The 18455-nt window shown below is 70.4% G+C and carries 15 protein-coding genes and 1 other RNA gene; 2 read left to right on the top strand and 14 right to left on the bottom strand.

From position 1 onward, the window contains the following. Window positions 1-335: 335 nt before the first annotated feature. The 5 genes from AC07DO_RS00400 to AC07DO_RS00380 all read right to left on the bottom strand — a co-directional run bounded on the left by AC07DO_RS00400 (window position 336) and on the right by AC07DO_RS00380 (window position 7291). Window positions 336-932: a hypothetical protein gene (locus tag AC07DO_RS00400; protein WP_479056028.1), complete on the bottom strand. Its 597-nt coding sequence runs from the start codon at window positions 930-932 to the stop codon at window positions 336-338. 362 nt (window positions 933-1294) lie between these two features. Then, the gene (locus AC07DO_RS00395; RefSeq protein ID WP_479056026.1) at window positions 1295-2638 is read right to left on the bottom strand and encodes an acyltransferase family protein; all 1344 of its coding nucleotides are present in this window, start codon (window positions 2636-2638) and stop codon (window positions 1295-1297) included. Continuing rightward, entirely contained in the window at window positions 2635-4755 is a 2121-nt protein-coding gene (locus AC07DO_RS00390; protein ID WP_479057474.1) for a bifunctional polysaccharide deacetylase/glycosyltransferase family 2 protein, read from the bottom strand. The genes AC07DO_RS00395 and AC07DO_RS00390 overlap by 4 nt, the downstream gene beginning before the upstream one ends. 600 nt (window positions 4756-5355) lie before the next feature. Continuing rightward, window positions 5356-6144, bottom strand: a complete 789-nt coding sequence (locus AC07DO_RS00385) for a hypothetical protein (RefSeq protein ID WP_479056024.1) — start codon at window positions 6142-6144, stop codon at window positions 5356-5358. Window positions 6145-6301: 157 nt separating this feature from the next. Next, on the bottom strand, window positions 6302-7291 hold the full coding sequence (locus AC07DO_RS00380) for a LysR family transcriptional regulator (RefSeq protein WP_479056022.1): 990 nt from the start codon (window positions 7289-7291) through the stop codon (window positions 6302-6304). A 103-nt stretch (window positions 7292-7394) separates the two neighbouring features. Here AC07DO_RS00380 and AC07DO_RS00375 point away from each other — a divergent pair, with 103 nt between their 5' ends. Next, window positions 7395-8648, top strand: coding sequence for an MFS transporter (locus AC07DO_RS00375; RefSeq protein ID WP_479056021.1), 1254 nt, complete (start codon window positions 7395-7397; stop codon window positions 8646-8648). On the opposite strand, the gene dacB is transcribed toward AC07DO_RS00375, so the two are convergent. The 6 genes from dacB to ftsE all read right to left on the bottom strand — a co-directional run bounded on the left by dacB (window position 8560) and on the right by ftsE (window position 14268). After that, window positions 8560-10161: a D-alanyl-D-alanine carboxypeptidase/D-alanyl-D-alanine endopeptidase gene (gene dacB, locus AC07DO_RS00370; RefSeq protein WP_479056019.1), complete on the bottom strand. Its 1602-nt coding sequence runs from the start codon at window positions 10159-10161 to the stop codon at window positions 8560-8562. The two genes, AC07DO_RS00375 and dacB, sit on opposite strands and share 89 nt — an antisense overlap. Before the next feature lie 110 nt (window positions 10162-10271). Beyond that, window positions 10272-10660, bottom strand: a transfer-messenger RNA (tmRNA) gene (ssrA, locus tag AC07DO_RS00365). Window positions 10661-10771: 111 nt separating this feature from the next. Further along, complete coding sequence (gene smpB, locus AC07DO_RS00360; RefSeq protein WP_150168503.1) at window positions 10772-11293, bottom strand: SsrA-binding protein SmpB; 522 nt, start codon at window positions 11291-11293, stop codon at window positions 10772-10774. An 18-nt stretch (window positions 11294-11311) separates the two neighbouring features. Then, the gene (locus AC07DO_RS00355) at window positions 11312-12508 is read right to left on the bottom strand and encodes a S41 family peptidase (protein ID WP_479056017.1); all 1197 of its coding nucleotides are present in this window, start codon (window positions 12506-12508) and stop codon (window positions 11312-11314) included. A 78-nt stretch (window positions 12509-12586) separates the two neighbouring features. Further along, window positions 12587-13504 (bottom strand): permease-like cell division protein FtsX, encoded by a 918-nt coding sequence (gene ftsX / locus AC07DO_RS00350; protein ID WP_150168507.1) that lies wholly within the window; start codon window positions 13502-13504, stop codon window positions 12587-12589. 74 nt (window positions 13505-13578) lie between these two features. Further along, window positions 13579-14268, bottom strand: a complete 690-nt coding sequence (gene ftsE / locus AC07DO_RS00345) for a cell division ATP-binding protein FtsE (protein ID WP_150168509.1) — start codon at window positions 14266-14268, stop codon at window positions 13579-13581. Between the two features lie 228 nt (window positions 14269-14496). Here ftsE and AC07DO_RS00340 point away from each other — a divergent pair, with 228 nt between their 5' ends. After that, window positions 14497-14688: a hypothetical protein gene (locus AC07DO_RS00340; RefSeq protein ID WP_150168511.1), complete on the top strand. Its 192-nt coding sequence runs from the start codon at window positions 14497-14499 to the stop codon at window positions 14686-14688. Between the two features lie 173 nt (window positions 14689-14861). Here the strand turns inward: AC07DO_RS00340 and AC07DO_RS00335 are convergent, their stop codons facing one another. The 3 genes from AC07DO_RS00335 to AC07DO_RS00325 form a co-directional block, all read right to left on the bottom strand. Beyond that, a complete protein-coding gene (locus tag AC07DO_RS00335) occupies window positions 14862-15542 on the bottom strand; it encodes an LPXTG cell wall anchor domain-containing protein (RefSeq protein WP_479056016.1) in 681 nt (226 codons plus the stop codon). 282 nt (window positions 15543-15824) lie between these two features. After that, on the bottom strand, window positions 15825-16931 hold the full coding sequence (gene prfB / locus AC07DO_RS00330) for a peptide chain release factor 2 (protein WP_479056014.1): 1107 nt from the start codon (window positions 16929-16931) through the stop codon (window positions 15825-15827). Window positions 16932-17150: 219 nt separating this feature from the next. Then, window positions 17151-18395, bottom strand: coding sequence for a serine/threonine-protein kinase (locus AC07DO_RS00325; protein WP_479056013.1), 1245 nt, complete (start codon window positions 18393-18395; stop codon window positions 17151-17153). Between the last annotated feature and the right edge of the window lie 60 nt (window positions 18396-18455).

Raw genomic sequence — 18455 nt, 5'->3', positions numbered from 1 at the left:
GTACGACCACGTCCTGCGTCGCACCGACACCGTCCTCCGACGTCTTCGGAGAGGGCGACTTCGACTTCTCCCCGCCCGTGTCCGCACCCGCGATCCTGTCGCTGTCCTTGGTGGGCGGCGGGTCCCGGTCAGCTCCTGGGGGGGGCGAGGGTTCTCTGGAGCGAACCGAGCTATCCATGAGGGCTGACGGGCGCCGACGGCGGGTCCATCACGACGCCCGCCTTCACGCGTTGACCCCGCAAACACACGCGTCCGGGCACCGCCGCTGAACGCGATGCCCGGACGTCGACCGGCCGACGTACCCGCCGCACACGGCAGTTACGTACGTGCCGCCGCTACTTCCCCGGTACCTTCCACGTCACCTGCTTGCCGTCCTCCTTGGCCGACCAGCGGACCTCGAGGTCCTTCGAGCCCTCGGGGATCAGGTACGTCTCGCACAGTTCGTGCGTCTCGCCCTTCTTCCAGCCCTCGAGGTCCAGCTCGTCCTCGCAGCCCGGCGCGTCCTCGGCGGCACCGATGAGGAGGCCGCCGCGGGTGCCGTCCGCGTAGATCTCCGTCGTCTCGGCCACGTCCGGCGTGTCCGTGAGCGGGGCGCCGGCCTTGTGCGTGATCTTCATGTGGGCGGTCGCCACGACCAGGCCCTTCGCCTGCTTCGGGTCCGAGACCAGCTTCTTGGTCTCGGCCGCCGTGCCGACGTCGATCTTCTGCGCGGCGACGTCGTACGTGACGGTGGCCTTGTCCTCCTTGACCTGGCCCGTGGTGGTCTCGCCGGCCTTCAGGGTGGTCGGCTCCGCGGGCTTGTTCTGCGACTTGGGGGCGTCCGCCTTCTTGTCGTCCGCCTTCTTGTCGTCACCGCCGCCGCAGGCGGTGAGGGCGAGGGCGAGCACGGCGACGGGCGCGGCGATGCGCAGCGCGGTCTTCCTGTAAAGCAAAGGAACTCCTGGCAGAGGGTGGGCCCGCCGCGCGGCATGCGGTCGTCCGGCGCGTACAGCGGGGAAGAGCCGCCAGCTTAGGAGTCGGCTACACGCAGCGTCGATATCGTTACGGCCCATCACCGAGGGAGGGTTCGCGAATGCGATGCACGGAACGGTGGGCGACGCCCTCACCACCCCGCATTCCGCGACCGCCTCACGACCGCCTCACGCGACCACCATTCACCGCAGCGAATTACGCCGTCCGGCAAGACGCCAGCCGACGACCCCTCACCCGTACCGAACGCCCGCATTTACCGCGGCATTTCAAGCCATTGCGGGCGCACCGCCCCACGTAACGTTCGCACAACGTCATTGCGTGGTCACTGTGAAGACCGGCGCGATCCCGCCCTCCGTCGACCGCCCGCCTTGCTGGAGCCGCCGCCCGCTCCGTTCGGCCACAGCCTCGGCCTCCGCCGCGCCGCCAGGTCCTCCACCCAGCCCACCGCGACCACCATCAAGCCGATCAGCGGCCAGATCAACAGGGTCATCCACAGCATGTACGTCGTGTCGAGCGCCGAGCTCCACTGTTCGTTCTCCATGAACGGCAGGTCGTACGCCTGGTCGATGATCGGCACCGTCGCCATGATGAGGAAGTTGTGCCAGAGATAGATGGTCACCGCGCGGTTGTTGGAGAGGGTGACCAGCTTGTCCCACTTGGCCAGCCGTCCCGGCAACTCCTGCCACGAGGGCGCGTACTGAAGCAGGATGACCACGAAGCCGAACGACCACGCCGCCTGCGCCAGCGGGATGTCGTTCAGGTCCCAGCCGTCCGGGCCGAGGTGGCCCGAGGCCCACCAGAGGCCGAAGGCCATGATCAGGGCGGAGGCCGACACCGCGAGGTAGCGCGGGACGCGGGCCAGCGTGCCGTTCTGGTGGGCGAAGCCGAGCACCCAGCAACTTCCGTACTGCGCGAAGTCCGTGACGGCGTTGCCCGTCTCGCCGGGGATCGTGACCAGGCCCGTGCCGATGACCGCGGTCAGGGCGAGCGGAGCGAGCAGCGTCGCCCACGGCGCCCTGCGGAACGCCCACAGCAGGAGCGGGGAGGCGATGACGAACCACAGGTACGCGCGGATGTACCAGAGCGGACCGGCGGCCTGCGCGGGCCAGGTGTCCTCGAGGAGGCCCGCCTTGTCGCCCAGGTTCCAGGGGAAGGGCGGGGCGCCCACGGGGAACACGTAGTTGAGCATGCTCACCAGGCCCCAGGTGCCCGGGTGGTCCGGGTCCTCGCTCAGGTTCCAGCCGCCCGCGAAGAGGAGGACGAGGACCGCGGCGCTGAACACCCACATGGGCGGGAGCAGGCGACGGATGCGGCCCCTGATCACACCCCACGCGGGACGCTTCAGCGAGCGCGCCATCAGCGAGCCCGCGAGCGCGAACATCACGCCCATGGAGGGGAACGCGATCGTCAGCCACGCCCAGCCGAACAGGTGGTAGATGACGACGCGGACGAGCGCGAGCGAGCGGAGCAGGTCCAGGTAGCGGTCCCGGCCCGCTTTCCTGGTCCCGGCGACCGGTGTCCGCGGAGACGGCACCGGTGTCTGCGCGGGCGCTGTCGGCGGGTACTCAGGCGCGTGCTCAGGCGCGTATTCAGGTACGTGCTCAGGCGCGTATTCAGGTACGTGCTCAGGCGCGTATTCAGGTACGTAACCGGAACTGTGACTCATGCGACGGGACTCCGATCATGGCTGCCCGTCCGCTGACGCGGAATGGACCCGGGCGCCTCGAGCACTCCCGTACGCCGCAGCTTCTGCCAGCGCAGGCGGCCTCCGGTGAGGGCGGTTATCCAGGACTGCAGCAGCACCACGTACATCAGCTGCCGGTAGAGGATCTGCTGGAGGGGCAGCGAGATCAGGTGTGTCATGCGTTCGCGGTCCAGACGGAACGCGTACGCCGCGCAGACCGCCTGCACCGCCAGCACGCCCAGCCACGCGACGACGGTCTTCTCGGTGGGGCCGAAGACCAGTCCGTACAGCAGGAACACGTCGATGAGCGGCGCCAGGAGTGGGGCGAGCACCATGAAGAGGGACACCAGGGGCAGGCCCACGCGGCCGAAGCGGCCCGAGGGGCCCGACTCGACGACGGCGCGGCGGTGCTTCCAGATCGCCTGCATCGTGCCGTACGACCAGCGGTAGCGCTGCGACCAGAGCTGCTGGACCGATTCCGGGGCCTCGGTCCAGGCGCGCGCCTTCTCCGCGTACACGACGCGCCAGCCGTCGCGGTGCAGCGCCATGGTGATGTCGGTGTCCTCGGCGAGCGTGTCGTCGCTCATGCCGCCGACCCGCTCCAGGGCGGAGCGCCGGAACGCGCCGACCGCTCCGGGGATGGTCGGCATGCAGCGCAGCATGTCGTACATACGGCGGTCGAGGTTGAAGCCCATGACGTACTCGATGTGCTGCCACGCGCCGATCAGCGAGTCCCTGTTGCCGACCTTCGCGTTGCCCGCGACGGCGCCCACGCGCGGGTCGCCGAAGGGCTGCACGAGTTCGCGGACGGTGGACGCCTCGAAGACGGTGTCGCCGTCCATCATCACGATGATGTCGAAGCGCGCGTTGGCTATGCCCCGGTTGAGGGCGGCGGGCTTGCCCGCGTTCTGCTGCCGCACCACGCGTACGTTCGGCAGGCGCAGGCCCTCCACGATGCGGGCCGTGCCGTCCGACGAGCCGTCGTCGATGACGATGATCTCGATGGGGTGGTCGCTCGCCATCAGGGAACGGACCGTCGCCTCGATGCACTTCGCCTCGTTGTACGCCGGGACCAGGACGGAGACCGGTTCGGTGATCCGCGGTCCCCAGTGGAAGTCCCGTCTCCGCACCCGGCGCGCGTGCACCGCGGAGAGCAGCAGCATCAGGCCGAAGCGGGTGAAGACGAGGACGCCGATGACGGCGAGGGCGACGACGAGGCCGTCGGTGATCTGCTCGGAGGCGCCGACCAGGAAGACCCAGGCCCTGCCCTTCCACAGCTCTACGCCGGTGACCTCGGTGTGTGCGCTGGGGGCGTTCAGTGCCTCGGTGAGGTTGCCGAACTTGTAGCCCTGCTTCTGCAGGTCGGGCAGGAAGCGGTCGAGCGCGGCGACGGTCTGGGAGCGGTCGCCGCCGGAGTCGTGCATGAGGACGATGGCGCCCTTGCCGCCCTGGGGCGTGGCCCGGCGGATGATCTCGTCGACGCCGGGGCGCTTCCAGTCCTCGCTGTCGGTGTTGTTGACGACGGTGAGGTAACCGCGGCTGCCTATCGCCTTCGTCACGGGGTACGACTTGTCGTCCATCGCGTCGGCGAACGACGAGTACGGCGGGCGGAAGAGCGAGGTCCGTATGCCCGCCGCGCCGGCGAGGGCGAGCTGGTTCTGCGAGAGCTCCCAGTCGATGCGGCGCGCGGACTGGTAGGAGAGGTCGGGGTGGTTGAACGTGTGCAGGCCGACCTCGTGGCCCTCGTCCACCATGCGCCGGACCAGGTCCGGATGGCGCGAGGCCATGGTGCCGGTGACGAAGAAGACGCCGTGCGCGTCGTGTTCCCTCAGTACGTCGAGGACCTTGGGGGTCCACTCCGGGTCGGGGCCGTCGTCGAAGGTCAGCACGAGCCGGTGGTCGGGCACGCCCAGCGTGGTCTCGCGCCCGTTCCGGGTGTCGATGACCGGGCCGCCCTCGAGGATCTTCTGCGGCACGTGGCCGGTGGGCGCGGGCGGTCTGACGCGGTGGTCGGCGAGTATCTCGCTGTGTACGTACCCGCGCAGCATCAGCATCGCGAGCAGCGCGAGGAGCAGCAGCGAGGGCAGCAGGTAACGCATGGGCAGCCGGCGGCGCCAGGCACTCGCGGGTGGCTTGGCGCGGCGCTTGCCGCGGCCGCGCCGGCTTGGCGAGTGGCTGCTCGGGGGGCGGTCCGAGCGGCCTCGGGTGGTGCGGGCGTTCATGGCAGTGCGTCCTCCGAGGACGGCTTGGTGCCCACTCAGGACATTTTGGGGTGTGTCCATGTGGGGCGGTGGGACGGAGCGGGTTCGTTCAGGGCCGCGCGGTGTTCATCAGGGACAGGGACGGCGCGGCCTTGGCTGGTTCAGGGGGTGGTGAGGGTCGGGGAGGGGTGGGTGTGGACGCCGGCGCCGGCGCGGGTGCGGGTGCGGGTGCGGGCGCGGCATCCGTTCGGAGGGGCGGGGTGGCCGTCGCTACGACTGGGGCGGCCGTGAGGACGGTTGGGTGACCGCCACGACGGATGGGGCGACCGTCGAGACGGTTGGGTGGCCGTCACGGCGGATGGAGGGCGAGCGTCAGGACGGGTTGGGTGACCGCCACGACGGATGGGGCGACCGTCGGGACGGTTGGGTGGCCGTCACGGCGGATGGAGGGCGAGCGTCAGGACGGGTTGGGTGGCCGTCACGACGGTTCGGTGGCGGTCAGGACTCCACGGCCTCCGTGGAGGGCTGCTCGGCAGAAGGCGTGTATCCGACGGGGACTTCGGCGCTGCCGCCACCACCCCCACCGGCACCACCACCGTTGCCGCTCCCGCCGCCGCTCCCACCGCTCCCGGCGGGCTGCGACGGCTGCGCGGGCGGATCGACGGGCGGGTCGACCGGACCGGTCGGCGCGGGGTCGACGTTGCCGGAGCCGGCGGTCGGGTCGACCGCGGCGCCTTCGTCGTCGCCGCTCCGGTCCGTGCCGGGGGCGGGGTCGCCGCCCCCGGTCGTGCCGGAGCCGGGGTTCGTGCCGGGGCCGGCCCCGCCCGCGTCGGTCCGGGACGGGCCCGGCCCGCCGCCACCGTCGTCGTCAGGCCCGCCCGACGAGTCCGTGCCGTCCGACGCGCCGGGCGACGGTGACGAACCGGACGAGGCGGACGGGTCGACGGGGGCCGCCGGACCGCCCGGCGCGTCCACCTTTCTGGCCGGCTTCTCCGCCTTGGGTTCCGGCATGGGCAGCCAGGGAGCACTGGAGCTGCCGGAGAACAGCGTGCCGACTATGACCGCCGCGTAGACCGCGCAGACGACGCCGACGACCATCCCGAAGCGGCGGAACCTGCGGCTCCGGCGGCCCGTCTCGTCGACGAAGACCGGCCCTTCGGCCGCGCCCCCGCGGCCGGGCTCCGCGGACAGGTCCGCAAGCTGCCGCCCCAGGCCGTCGATCTGAACGGTGACCTCGTTCGGATCATGGGTATGTCCTGGTAGGGCATCTTCTCGCCAAGTTTCCATGCGTACGCACAACCCCCCACATCACTGACTCGGGTGCGCGTACGACCCCGGATGCCCGTCGGCCGGACCGGGCCCCCACCCGATCCGAGCGCCCCCACTATCACACTGCACTCGGGCCATGAATGTAGCGCACCGGAGTGACAGGCGTGGTTCTCAGTCAGTTCTGACTCATCATGATGAGTGCATCCGTGGCGGGAAGCCAACCATCTGCCGGTCTCTCCAGCCATCCCTCCTCGGCGGCCAGAGACGCTGCCGCCTCCCGCAAGGCGGCAATACCCGGATGCGGCAGCCCTTTTCGCCACACCAGTGATACGGGGGACAGCGGGACGGGATCGACGAGCGGCCGCAGCTCGGCCCCGGGCATGGCCGGAAAGTCCACTACCGCGAGGACCGGATTTCGATTCTTCGCCATGATTCGTTCGAATTCCTCGGGCCCGACGGCGAGGGGCGCGGGTGGCGCGATGTCGATGCCGCGCCCCTCGAAGAGCAGCCGCGCGAGGCCGGTCCACTCCGTCGTCCCGGGGTTGCCCGCCCCCGCGTACACGGTCTCCCCCGCGAGCGCCTCCAGCGGCACCTCGTCGAGCTCCGCCAGCGGATGACCGGCGGGCAGCAGCACCGCCATCGGTTCGTACCGCACGGGCTGGTGGTCGAGTCCGGCCCGCACCGCCGGGTCGAGCCCCGCGTACCGCCCGAAGGACACGTCGAGCCGCCCGGTGACGATCTCAGCGGCGGAACCGGTGAGGCCGCTCTCGAAGCGGGCCATCAGCTCGCACTCGGGCGCCAGCGCCCGGGCCCGCTCCAGGATCCGCCCGAAGGCCAGGCCGGGGCTGTTCAGGTCGACGAGAAGCGGGCGTGCCGCGCCCGCGGCCGCGGCGACCAGGTCGTCCTGGGCCGCCAGGACGCGCCGCGCGTACGGCAGCAGCCGCTCGCCGTCTGCGGTCAGCGTGACCTGCCGCGTGGTGCGCGAGAAGAGCTCGGTCCCCAACTCCCTTTCGAGGCGCCGCACATCACGGCTCAGCGTCTGCTGCGCGACGTACAGCACGGCGGCCGCCCGGGTGAAGTGCAGCTCCTCCGCCACGGCGACGAAGGCACGCAGCAGCCTGGGGTCCACATCACGGCGGTGCGCGACGTCTGGTTCCGCGGTCATCGCAGGAACCTACAAGCCGTCACGAGGACTTACAACGGTGGTGCGTGAATGGGCGTCCAGAAGGTGTTGGACCCCGTCCGGCGGCTCCGGTGAGGGTGTTCGCATGCCCCACAACCCGTACTCCCGCCTCTTCGCCATACCCGGCACCACCGCCTTCACCCTCGGCAACCTCGTCGCACGGCTCCCCATGGGCATGTTCAGCGTGAGCGCCGTCATCATGATCTCCGGAGCCCGCGGTTCGTACGCGCTGGCCGGCGCCGTCACCGCGACCGGCCTCGCCGCGACCGCCGTCGTGGCGCCCTGGACCGCGCGGCTCGTCGACCGCCACGGCCAGGCACGCGTCGCGGTGCCCGCCACCCTCGTCGCCGCGCTCGGCTCGCTCTCCCTGGTGCTGTGCGTGCGCTACGGAGCACCCGACTGGACACTGTTCGCGTCGTACGCGGCCACCGCCACGACACCCAACACCGGGGGCATGTCACGGGCCCGCTGGGCCCATCTGCTCAAGGGTGACGCACAGGCCGTGCACACCGCGAACTCCTTCGAGCAGGCCGCCGACGAGCTCTGCTTCATGCTCGGCCCCGTCCTCGCCGCGTTCTTGTGCGGCACGCTCTTCCCTCAGGCGGGCACCCTGATCGGTGTGGGCCTGCTGGTGGGCGGTGTTCTCGTGTTCGCCGCCCAGCGGGCGACGGAGCCCCCGCCGCAGGACCGTACGAAGACGTCCGCCGCGCCGAAATCGCTGCTCCGCGCGCGCGGGATGCCCGCTCTGCTGATCGGCTTCCTCGCCACGGGTGCCGTCTTCGGCTCGCTCGAAGTCGTCACGATCGCCTACGCCGACGAGCGGGGCCACAAGGCGGCCGCGGGCGTGGTCCTCGCCCTCCAGGCCGCGGGTTCCTGCGCGGCCGGGCTCGTCCACGGAGCCGTGAAACCGCGCGGGTCCCTCGGCCGCCGCCATGTCCTGTGCGCCGCCGCGATGGCGGGCGTGCTGACGCTGCCCCTGCTCGCGGTCGCGTCGACCGGTTCGCTGATCGTCCTCTCCGGAGCGCTGCTGTGCGCGGGGATGGCGACGGCGCCCACGATGGTCACCGCCATGACGCTGGTGCAACGCCGCACCCCTGAGGCGCGGTTGAACGAGGGCATGACCCTCGCCGTGACCGGCCTCCTCGGGGGCATCGCGTGCGGCGCGGCGGGCGGCGGCTGGGCGGTGGAGCGCCTGGGCACCGCCGCGGGCTACGGCGTGCCGGTCGCCGCCGCCTGCTGTGCCCTGCTGCTCAGCAGCGCGCAGGCTTGCGCCACGAGCACTCGAGCTCGGCTCCGTCGCCGCCGTCCCGCTCCGCCGCACGTGTCGAACGCGGCGTGACCGGGACGGCCCGGTCCTCGGTCGAGGAGGCGAGGGTCACCACGATGGCGTCCTCCAGGGCCTTCACGGAGGAGGGCAGGTAGTTGTTCAGGATGATGCTGAAGACCAGCTCACGTCCGTCCTTGTCCTTGACGTACCCGGACAGCGCGGACGCGCCCGTCAACGACCCGGTCTTGGCACGCACGTTGAGGGCGGCGGGGGTTCCGCACATGCGTGTGCGCAGCGTGCCGCCGACGAACTTGTCCCGTGCGCAGGCCACCGGCAGGGATGTGTACCAGTCGGCGAACCACGGCTCGCTCTTCGCCGAACGCAGCAGCTTGATGTACTGCTCGGCCGCGACGTTGTCCTTGCGCGAGAGCCCGGAGCCGTCGACCTGGCGGATCTTCCCCGGGTCGACGCCCGCGGTCTTCAGGTAGCCGCCGATGGCCGCGATGCCGTCGTCCCAACCCCCGGCCCTGCCGGTCGCCTTGTGGCCCATGGCCTTGGTGAGGCTCTCCGCGTGCATGTTGTTGGACAGCTTCATGAACGGGATCAGGAGGTCCTTGAGCGGCATCGAGTCGTGCGTGGCGAGCCTGCGGGCTTCCTTCGGGGTGGCGATCCCGGCCCGGGTCGGCCCGTTCACCTTCACGCCGTGCGCGGCGAGGGCGTCGCGGAAGACGGCGGCCGCGTACTTGGTGGGCTCCCAGACGGTGACCCACTCCTTGGTGGTGTCCCCGCCGACCGGGACGGTGCCGCTGACGGTGATGACGTTCTTGCCGTGCTGCCGTTCCACGGCGACGGTGTCGGCGCCGCCCTCCGCGACGGTGGTCGCGCGCAGATCGATGTCTACGTAGTCGGTCTTCGGCGTCAGGCGCACGCGCGGCTTGGCCCCGGCCCGCGCTCCGGGCTCGACCTCGACGATGACGGTCCCGGTGTCGTAGTCGGTGTCGGGCGCGACGCTCAGCGCGCTGATCTGCGCGGCGTAGTACGAGGACTCGTCGTCGCCGCCCCAGGTGTCGCCGACGCGCTTGCTGTCGAAGCGGGTGTCGTCGGCGACGAGCCGCCCGGAGACCCGCTTGATCCCCGAGTCGGCGATCTTCGCGGCGAGTCGGTCGTAGTCCTTGGCGAGGGTCGTGGGGTCGCCGGTGCCCCGCAGGTAGAGGTCGCCGCGGAGCTCGGAACCGCGCCGCGGCGCGGTGGTGCGGACGTCCGTGGTGAACCGGTGGCCGGGGCCGAGGAGCTCCGTGGCGGCGGCCGAGGTGAGCAGCTTGGTGTTGGAGGCGGGCATCAGGCGGCCGCTGGAGCGGTGCTGGTAGAGGACGTCGCCGGACGCGGAGTCGGCGACGACGACGCTGGCCACACCGCCCTCCATGCGCGGGTCGCCCAGGATGGTGTCGATGGCTTCGGGCAGCCCCGACCGGTCGGAGTCCGCGCCGGCCGGAGCTCCGGCGGAGAGCCCGGCCACCGCGACGGCGAGCACGGCGGGCCAGATCCAGTGGCGCATGCGGGTGTTGCGTCTCACGGGTCTACTCATGACCCTGGAGCATCCCGGACTCGGACGCCCCGCAACAGACCCCACTCCGGCCGAAGGCATGGAAAAAGCCCCCTGGCCAGCGGCCAGAGGGCTTTCGCCGCACATGGGAATTGTGGAGATGGCGGGAATCGAACCCGCGTCCAACGGTGCAAAAGGAGGGCTTCTCCGAGCGCAGTTCGCTTCGCTTTTCTCGGCCCCGGAGATCTCGCGAACAAGTCTCCGACAGGCCCAGTCACTGTTTGATTTCCCATCGAACCCCGTGACCGGGATCGATGGTTTAGTTCCCTAGATTATGCCAGGATCCGGGCCGGGAACACTCCCGGGCTGACACCCTTTTAGGGTCCTTCAGTCACTGCTTATTAGGCAGCGAGGGCGAAGGACTGGGAATCGCGCTTAGAATTGGCGATTATTGGTTGCGACATATGGTTTACGAGATCATTGCCGCTTCCTCGGCTCGCTTCCCCTGCTTCGACATCCGCTGTCGAAACCGATCATCCCCATGTTGATTTTTCAAACCATCCACGCACCTGCGGTGAGGTGCGGTACCCATCGTACGTGACCAACGCCCGACGATGCCAGCCAATTCCCGCGGGGTCGCGGCGGCCGCGGGCTAGGCGCCGCGCTGGCGCCGCTTGGCCGCCTCGATCGCGCGGTTCGTCTCGCGCAGGTCCTGCTTCTCCTTGAGCGCCTGCCGCTTGTCGTACTCCTTCTTGCCCTTGGCCAGCGCGATCTCGACCTTGACCCGGCTGTCCTTGAAGTACAGGGCCAGGGGCACGATCGTGTGACCCGTCTCCTGGGACTTCGACTCCAGCTTGTCGATCTCCGCGCGGTGCAGCAGGAGCTTGCGCTTCCGCGTGGCGGAGTGGTTGGTCCAGGTGCCCTGTACGTACTCGGGGACGTGGATGTTGTGCAGCCACGCCTCCCCGCGGTCGATGTGCACGAACCCGTCCACCAGGGAGGCACGGCCCAGCCGCAGCGACTTGACCTCGGTGCCCATCAGGACGAGGCCGCACTCGTACGTGTCCAGGATGTGGTAGTCGTGCCGCGCCTTCTTGTTCTGCGCGACCATCTTCCGGGCGGGTGCCTTCTCAGCGGCCTTCGCGGCCTTGCGCTTTACCTTTTCCTTCGCCATAGTGCGGCCATTTTCGCACTACGAGGGGGGTCCGAGGCCAGTCAATACTGTCTCGGCCCGCTTCTCGGCCCCGTCCTCGGCCTCCAGGTCCGGGGTGATGCCCTGTCCGTCGACGGCCCTCCCCGAAGGGGTGCGGTAGTGGCCGACGGTCAGCTCGGCGACGGAGCCGTCGGGCAGACGGCGCGGCATCTGGACCGACCCCTTGCCGAACGTCCTCGTGCCCACCACGACGGCGCGGCCGCGGTCCTGGAGGGCGCCGGTGAGCAGCTCGGCCGCGCTCATCGTGCCTCCGTCGACGAGGGCGACCACGGGCCGGTCCGTGTCGCCGCCGCGCTCGGCGTGGAGGGCCTTCTCCTCGCCGCGCACGTCGTACGTCGCGACGAGGCCGCCGTCGACGAGCGCGGAGGTGGCCTTGACCGCCTCCGAGACCAGGCCTCCGGAGTTCCCGCGCAGGTCGAGCAGGATCCCGGCGCCCTCGGGGGCCTCGCGCACCGCGCTCCGCACCGCTTCTCCGGAGCCCTTCGTGAACGCGTCGACCTTGATCACGACGGCGCCGTCGGACGCCTCGGTGACCGTGACGGAGTCCGTGGTGAGCCTGGCCCGGCGCAGCTTCTCGCTCCACGCGCGCGTGCCGCGTTCCAGGCCGATGACCACCGGTGTGCCGACGCGTTCGCCGCGCAGCAGGGAGAGGACCTCGGTCACGGGGCGGCCCTTGACGCGCCTGCCGTCGATGGAGCGCAGCCGGTCCCCCTCACGGATGCCGGCCCGCTCCGCGGGGCCGTCCTCCTGGACCTTGGAGACCTCGATGTGCCCGTCGGCCGCGCGCCGGGCCCAGAGACCGACGCCCGTGTACGCGCCGCCGAGCGCCTTCTCGAACTCCTGGAACTCGCCCGGCGAGTACACCGACCCCCAGCGGTCCCCGCTGCGGCTGACGGCCTCCTCGGCGGCGTCCTTGCCGGACTTGCCGTCGGCCATCGCCTCCGCGGCTGCGTCGGCGGCCTTGTCGGCGGTGTCCGCGTCGCCCCTCGGCGCCGCGAGGGCGTCGGAACGCACCGCGGGAGACGGCTCATTCCGGCCGTCGTCCGCCGCGTCGCTCCAGGAGCCGGTGGCCGCGCCGGTGACGAGGACGCTCGCGAAGACCAATGTCAGGGTCGCCCCGCGGCAGATGCGGCGGGGCCCGGAGAACCGCTCGGCGAACCGGTCGAGGCCTGACATGACGGTGAGTCTAGGACAACGAAGGGCGCCGTACGGTGGGTTGAACCGCACGACGCCCGGCCACGCCGAGGGCTCTTGTCACACCTTCAGGTACTTGCGCAACGCGAAGAACGCGGCCAGCGCGGGCATCAGAAGGCCGATGGCGAGCACCAGCGGCAGCTTGGCGAGGACCGCGTCCCAGCCGAGGAAGTTGATCAGGTTGATCTTCTCGGAGAGTTCGAGACCGTGGTCGATCATGAAGTACCTGCCGACCAGCAGCATGCCGCAGGCGAGGCCGCCACCGATGAGACCGGCGACCGCGGCCTCCATGATGAACGGCATCTGGATGTAGAAGCTCGACGCGCCGACGAGCCGCATGATGCCGGTTTCACGTCTGCGGCTGAACGCCGAGACGCGCACGGTGTTGACGATCAGCATCAGCGCGACGACGAGCATCAGCGCCATCACCGCCACGGCCGCCCAGTTCATGCCGTTCAGCAGCCCGAAGAGGTTGTCCAGATAGCCCTTCTGGTCCTGCACGGCCTGCACGCCGTCACGCCCGGAGAAGGCGGTCGCGACCACCTGGTACTTCTCCGGGTCCTTCAGCTTGATGCGGAACGACTCCTGCATCTGGTCCGGCGTCAGCGAGCTGGACAGCGGCGAGTCGCCGAACTGCTCCTTGTAGTGCTTGTACGCCTCGTCCGCCGACTCGTGGACCACCTTGTCCACGACGGGCATCTTCTTCAGATCGCCGAGGATCTGGTCCTTCTGCTCGTTCGTGACGGCGCCCTTGGCGCACTTGGGGTCCTGCTCGGCGTCGGCCTTGTTGCACAGGAAGATCGAGACGTTGACCTTGTCGTACCAGTAGCCCTTCATCGTGCTCACCTGGTCACGCATGAGCAGCGAACCGCCGAACAGGGCGAGCGAAAGCGCTACGGAGACGATGACCGCGAAGGTCATCGTGAGATTTCGGCGGAGACCGACGCCGATCTCCGACAGGACGAACTGGGCGCGCATGGCGGCCTTTCAGTGGATCAGGTGGATCAGACGGAACGGGCGGGCTGAGCCGTCGGCTCGGGCGGGCTGAGCCGTCAGTGCTGGTAGCCGTACACGCCGCGCGACTGGTCGCGGACGAGGCGGCCCTTCTCCAGCTCGATGACCCGCTTGCGCATCTGGTCCACGATCTGCTGGTCGTGGGTGGCCATCACGACGGTGGTGCCGGTCCGGTTGATCCGGTCGAGCAACTTCATGATGCCGACGGACGTCTGCGGGTCGAGGTTGCCCGTCGGCTCGTCGGCGATGAGGAGCTTCGGGCGGTTGACGAACGCGCGCGCGATCGCGACGCGTTGCTGCTCACCACCGGAGAGCTCGCCCGGCATCCGGTCCTCCTTGCCGCCGAGTCCCACGAGATCGAGGACCTGGGGCACGGACTTGCGGATCTCACCGCGGGACTTGCCGATGACCTCCTGCGCGAAGGCGACGTTCTCGCCGACGGTCTTGTTGGGCAGGAGCCGGAAGTCCTGGAACACGGTGCCCAGCTGGCGGCGCATGTGCGGCACCTTCCAGTTGGACAGGCGCGCGAGGTCCTTGCCGAGGACGTGCACCTGGCCGTGGCTGGTGCGCTCCTCACGCAGGACGAGACGCAGGAAAGTGGACTTTCCGGAGCCGGAGGATCCCACCAGGAAGACGAACTCGCCCTTCTCGATCTCGAGGGAGACATCCCTGAGCGCGGGGCGGGACTGCTTCGGGTAGGCCTTGGAGACGTTGTCGAATCGGATCACGGATGCACCACGGGTTGCCGGGGGTAGGTGAGCGTGACCATACGCGAACCCGGTACGCGAGCGCAGTCGGCGTCCTGAGTTGCGCAAATTGTCACGCCTGGCGGCGTCGGAAACCGTCACGAAGGGGCGGGCCGCGCCGAAATCCGTGGAAGCTGGCACAGTGGTAGGGGGAACGATTGGGTTCCCCCTAGCGTTGGGCAGGCTGAGACTGTGCGGGAGGAGAAGCGCATGACCCTGGATCGGTTGGTATGCGCGAACTGCGCAGCGCCCGTGAGTGAAGGCCGCTGCCCCGTGTGCCGGGCCAATCGCGAGCGCATGCAGCAGGAGGGCCCCTTCGCGGGGCTCAACCCCGCGGCATTGATAGCGCTGCTCGTGGTGCTGATCGCGGCGGTCGCGCTGTTGGCGCACCAGTCCGCGTAGGACCGAAGGACGGTAAGGCCCGGCATACAGAGAGTCACGGCGTCGGCGGCACCGGCGCCACGTGGAAGGGCCCGGAGCTTCATCGAAGCTCCGGGCCCTTCTTCATGCGTACGTGTCGTGCGTGACGTACGTATCGTGCGTGGCGTACGTCACCGCCGCACCGACCGCCCGGGTCAGGCAGCGGCGCCGCGGTTGCCGACGAGGCGCGGCAGGAAGCGGAAGCCGATGCCGCCGGCGATCATCGTCGCGGCGCCGATCAGCAGGAACGTCGTCTCGGTGGCGCCGGTCTCGGCCAGCTCGCCCTTGTCGGCCGCCGGCTGGGCGTTGTTGCCGCCCTGCTCGACCGGCTTGGAGCCGGTGTCGGTCAGGCTGTCCTTGCCCTTGCCCTGCTCGACGGGGTTGGAGCCGCCGTCGGGGTTGGTGTCGTTGCCGCCCCCGCCGCCGTTGCCGCCGCCGTTGCCGTTGCCGCCGCCGTTGCCGTTCTCGTCACCCGGGTCGGTCGGGTCCGAGGTGGGCGGGTCGGAGGGGTCGGTCGGGTCCTCGGTGGGCTCCGGGTCCTCGGTCGGCTCCGTGGGCTCCTCGGTGGGCTCGGTGGGCTCCTCGGTGGGCTCCTCCGGGTCCTCGGGGCCGGGGATCGTCGGGTCGTCGTCCGGAGGGGTCTCCTCGCCCGCGCCCGGAACGTCCACGTCCACGCCGACGCCGCTCTCGTCCGCGTGCGCGCCCGCGCTCACACCGCCGAGGTCGACGCCTACGTCGAGGGCCGAGGCGGCACCCGCGGCGGTCAGCGAGGCACCCGCGGCGATCACTGCGCCTGCGGCTATCCGCGCGACACGGATCCGCGTCTTCTTTGTCATCTGGCTGCTACCCCCAGTAGCTGAATCGTCAGTGAGGCAGCGTCCGGGGCTGCGTCCTCCGGGAGGCGATTCGATCAGCCCCCACAGATCCCACGCGCCCCGGAAATACGCATGCCGCGCGCTAGCCTTTCCACTTTTCACAGCAGCGTCAAGGTCGTTGCGCGCGCGATGTCCGAAATTGGGGGAGTTGACCGCCATACGGAGATGGGACTGTGACGCAAGAGGCAACTGCCGCCCAATGGGCAGCAGTTGCCTTGTCGATAAAGCCGCTCAGGGCGGTTTTTACTTCTCCTGCTGCTTGCGCCAGCGAATTCCGGCTTCCAGGAAACCGTCGATCTCGCCGTTGAAAACGGACTCCGGGTTGCCGACCTCGAACTCCGTCCGCAGGTCCTTCACCATCTGGTACGGGTGCAGGACGTACGAACGCATCTGGTTGCCCCAGGAGTTGCCGCCGTCGCCCTTGAGGGCGTTCATCTTCGCCTGCTCCTCCTGGCGGCGACGCTCGAGGAGCTTCGCCTGGAGGACGTTCATCGCGGTCGCCTTGTTCTGGATCTGCGAGCGCTCGTTCTGACAGGAGACGACGATGCCGGTCGGCAGGTGGGTCAGGCGGACCGCGGAGTCGGTCGTGTTGACGCCCTGGCCGCCGGGGCCCGAGGAGCGGTACACGTCGACGCGCAGCTCGCTCTCGTCGATCTCGATGTGGTCGGTCTGCTCGACCACGGGGAGGATCTCGACGCCGGCGAAGGAGGTCTGGCGGCGGCCCTGGTTGTCGAAGGGCGAGATGCGCACGAGGCGGTGGGTGCCCTGCTCGACGGAGAGCGTCCCGTAGGCGTACGGGACGTTCACGGCGAAGGTGGTCGACTTGATGCCGGCCTCTTCCGCGTACGACGTCTCGTACAGCTCCGTCTTGTAGCCGTGGCGCTCGGCCCAGCGCAGGTACATGCGCTGCAGCTTCTCCGCGAAGTCGGAGGCGTCGACGCCGCCGGCCTCCGCGCGGATGGTGACGACGGCCTCACGCGCGTCGTACTCCCCGGAGAGGAGGGTCCTGACCTCCATCTCGTCCAGCGCCTTCTTGACGGCCGTGAGCTCGGACTCCGCCTCGGCACGGGTGTCCGGGTCGTCCTCCTCCTCGGCCATCTCGAAGAGCACGCCGAGGTCGTCGATGCGACCGCGGAGCGCTTCGGCCTTCCTGACCTCCGCCTGGAGGTGGCTCAGCTTGCTGGTGATCTTCTGCGCCGCGTCGGGGTCGTCCCAGAGGGACGGTGCGGCCGCCTGCTCCTCGAGCACGGCGATATCGGCCCTCATCTTGTCGAGGTCCAGGACGGCCTCGATCGACTCCATGGTCGAGGAGAGGGACTTGAGCTCTTCGGATACATCGACGACTGCCACGACTCCAGCGTAACGGGTACGGCAGCGGGGGCGGGTCCTGCGGGGCGGGCGGTCGGGGCGGGGCCTCCCTGTCTGTACCCACGTGCGGGCCGCCATGGGCCGATCGCGCAGTTCCCCGCGCCCCTTACGGGGCGCCTCCGGGGCCGGGGACGTGGACCACCCAGGGGCGCGGGGAACTGCGCGGGTGGTCCCCACCGCCCGCAGGCGGCCGCGGCGGAGTCAGGGGGTCCGGGGCGCTGAGTCGCTCGGCTCCGAGGGGGGCGTGTCCGCGTCGTCGCCGCTCGTCGCGGCCCACGTGCCGATGCCCGCCGCCGCGACCAGTACCGCTCCCGCCACCCCCAGCGTGATCCGCCGCCGCCGCGCGGACGTGCGGTGCTTGGCGGAGCCGGGGCGGGCGGCGCCCGAGGCGCGGGGGGCGCGGGCCGTGCCGCGGGCACCGCCGGCCAGCTCGTCGGGGCCGGGGACGCGCATGGACGTGTGCGTGTCGCGGTTGGAGTCGGCGGAGGCGGAGCCCGGGACGAGGGGGACGGCGCCCCGTCGGGGGGCGGTCTCGCGGGGCGCGGGCGGGGCCGCGTCCTCGTACGCCTCCTCGGCCGGCGAGGCCTCCGTGTCGGGTTCGTCGACGTCCAGCGGCGGCATCCCCGCGACCAGCGGCAGCAGCTCCCGCAGGCGCGAGGCCAGCTCGGAGGCGCGCAGCCGGGACGCGGGCGCCTTGGCCAGGCACTGGACGAGGAGCTGCCAGAGCTCTTCGGGGATACCGGGCAGCGGGACGACCGTCTCGGTGACGTGCCGCCGCAGGACCGCCCCGGGGTGCCCGCCACCGAACGGGGTGAAGCCGGCGAGGAGTTCGTACAGGACCGTGGCGAGCGCGTAGATGTCGACGGCCGCGCGCGGTGGGAGGCCCTCGATGATCTCGGGGGCGAGGTAGTCGGGCGTGCCGATGATCTTCGTCGCGCGGGTGCGGCGCGGGGAGTCGATCAGCTTGGCGACGCCGAAGTCGGTGAGGAGGGCGGGGTGGGAGCCGCCGGGGCCGAGAGGGCCCTGCATGTCCAGGAGGACGTTCTCGGGCTTGACGTCGCGGTGCACGATGCCCGCGGCGTGCGCGGCGGCGAGGCCGTCGGCGACGTCCGCGACGATGGCGACGGCGGCCTCGGGCGCCATGCGGCGCTCGCGGTCGAGCCGGGTGCGCAGGTCGGTACCGCGGACGAGGTCCATGACCAGGGCCAGGTCGTTCCCGTCGACCACCAGGTCGTGGACGCCCACCACGCGCGCGTGGTCGAGGCTGAGCAGCGCCGTGCGCTCCTGGACGAAGCGGCCGACGAGTTCCTGGTCGGAGGCCAGGTCCTCGCGCAGCAGCTTGATGGCGACGGGGCCTTCGGGTCCCTCACCGAGCCACACCGTGCCGGCACTGCCACGGCCCAGGATCTGGTGGGCGGTGTACCGGCTGCCGATCTTGCGCGTCAAGACTGCTCCTACGGATGCGTGTTGGCGACAAAACTACGCGGCCTTGCCGCCAACCTTCAC

It is taken from the genome of Streptomyces sp. NPDC045678 (assembly GCF_056432085.1).
This window is presented reverse-complemented; position numbering and strand designations above follow the sequence as displayed.